At 66.1% G+C, this 1,453-nt stretch carries 2 protein-coding genes and 1 pseudogene; 1 reads left to right on the plus strand and 2 read right to left on the minus strand.

The window, feature by feature from the left end:
* Positions 1-74: 74 nt before the first annotated feature.
* Both ACFWZ5_RS44025 and ACFWZ5_RS44030 read right to left on the minus strand, forming a co-directional pair.
* Positions 75-365, minus strand: coding sequence for a transposase (locus ACFWZ5_RS44025; RefSeq protein WP_384892723.1), 291 nt, complete (start codon positions 363-365; stop codon positions 75-77).
* Positions 310-933: pseudogene (locus tag ACFWZ5_RS44030) on the minus strand (IS5 family transposase); the annotation flags it as partial. The gene ACFWZ5_RS44025 and the pseudogene ACFWZ5_RS44030, both read right to left, overlap by 56 nt.
* A 98-nt stretch (positions 934-1,031) precedes the next feature.
* Between ACFWZ5_RS44030 and ACFWZ5_RS44035 the strand changes: the two are divergent.
* Positions 1,032-1,453, plus strand: a 422-nt coding sequence (locus ACFWZ5_RS44035) for a hypothetical protein (protein WP_384892714.1), incomplete at its 3' end; no start/stop codon positions are given.

Genomic DNA, 1,453 nt, shown 5'->3' on the forward strand with positions numbered 1-1,453 from the left:
GACAGCTCTGCCCCCTGATCACATCACCCGATCGATGCCCCAACTGAAAAGACTCGGTGTTTGAGAGGGCTCGTTCAGGGCAAGGTTCTTGCGGCTCGGTGCAGCAGGAGCATGACCGTGGCCAGGTAGATCGCGTTCTCCTGGCTGGCGGCCAGATATTTGTAGTCCTTGGACAGCCTCCGGTACCTGCCCAGCCAGGCGAAACTCCGCTCGATCACCCAGCGGCAGGGAACCACCGCGAACGTCGGCACCACGCGCGGAGGGGCGTCGGCCTTGGGCCCAGGTGCCACGAAAACCACCGTCCCTGCGCTGCACGATCTGGATGGTGATCCCGGTCTCGTCACGGACCCAGGCCAGGAAGCCACGGCCGCGATAGCTCTGGTCGGCCCACAGATGCCGCAGCGGCGGAAACCTGCCGGCGCACCGGGCCAGCAGCACGGCTGCCCTGTCGCGGCCGCTGACGTTGGCTGGGCTGACGCAGACCGCCAGCGCCAGGCCGAGCGTGTCCACCAGGAGGTGGCGCTTGGTGCCCAGCACCTTCTTGCCGCCGTCGTAGCCGTGCCAGCCGCCGCGCTCGGCGGCCTTGACGCTCTGGCTGTCCAACACTCCCGCGCTCGGCGTCGGTTCACGACCCTGACCTGTACGTTCCCGGGCTCTGAGGGCCGTGAGGATCTCCTCCCAACGGCCCTCGATCCGCCACCGCCGCCAGGAGTGGTAATCGGTGTGGCAGGGCGGGAAGTCGTGCAGCAGCAGCCGCCAGGCGCAGCCGGCCCGTACCCAGTAGGCAAGGGCGTCGATGATCTCGCGGCGCGGGTGCTTCGGCGGTCGCCCGCCCGGCTTCGGCGGCGCCACCAACGGCTCGAGCACCGCCCACTTTGCATCCGACAGATCCGTTGGACACGCACGACAATGTCCGGCCACCCCGGCCTCCACCAGCCCAGGGACTACCAACCCTCCTGCCCTGAACGGGCCTTCTCAGACACCCCCTAGGTGTTTTCGTCTGATTGAGGATCTTACATATCTGGGAGCGCATGATGGATATTTCGAATGTCGGCTCGGGTGGGAGTGCGGGCCCTGGGAAGGCCTGGGTGCTGCTCGGTGATCTGAAGATTGGCGCGGATCTACGGATCCCCTTAATTGATTCGATCATCCCTGCAGGCGCAGGGCTGGGCATGGAAAGTATTACGGTTGGCTACAATTCGATCAACCTCAGTGACGATGCCGTCTCGAAGGTGAGGGAGCTTATCGGACATCCCCTTCCAGCCGGATACACGCCGAGGAAGGGGCTGCTGGTCGTGGCTGCAGTGCGGGTGGGAAGCCAAATTCATCCGCTGGTGCTCGCGCCAGCGCCAAGGAATCCGCTTCCGGCCAGCGGCGGAGGAGCAGACAGCCCCGCACCGGTGCCGTCCGGTCCGGGTAGTGCCGGTGTCCGGCAGCGCGAGCTGCTCCTCGA

Source organism: Streptomyces sp. NPDC059003 (assembly GCF_042740445.1).
GTDB lineage: Bacteria > Actinomycetota > Actinomycetes > Streptomycetales > Streptomycetaceae > Streptomyces.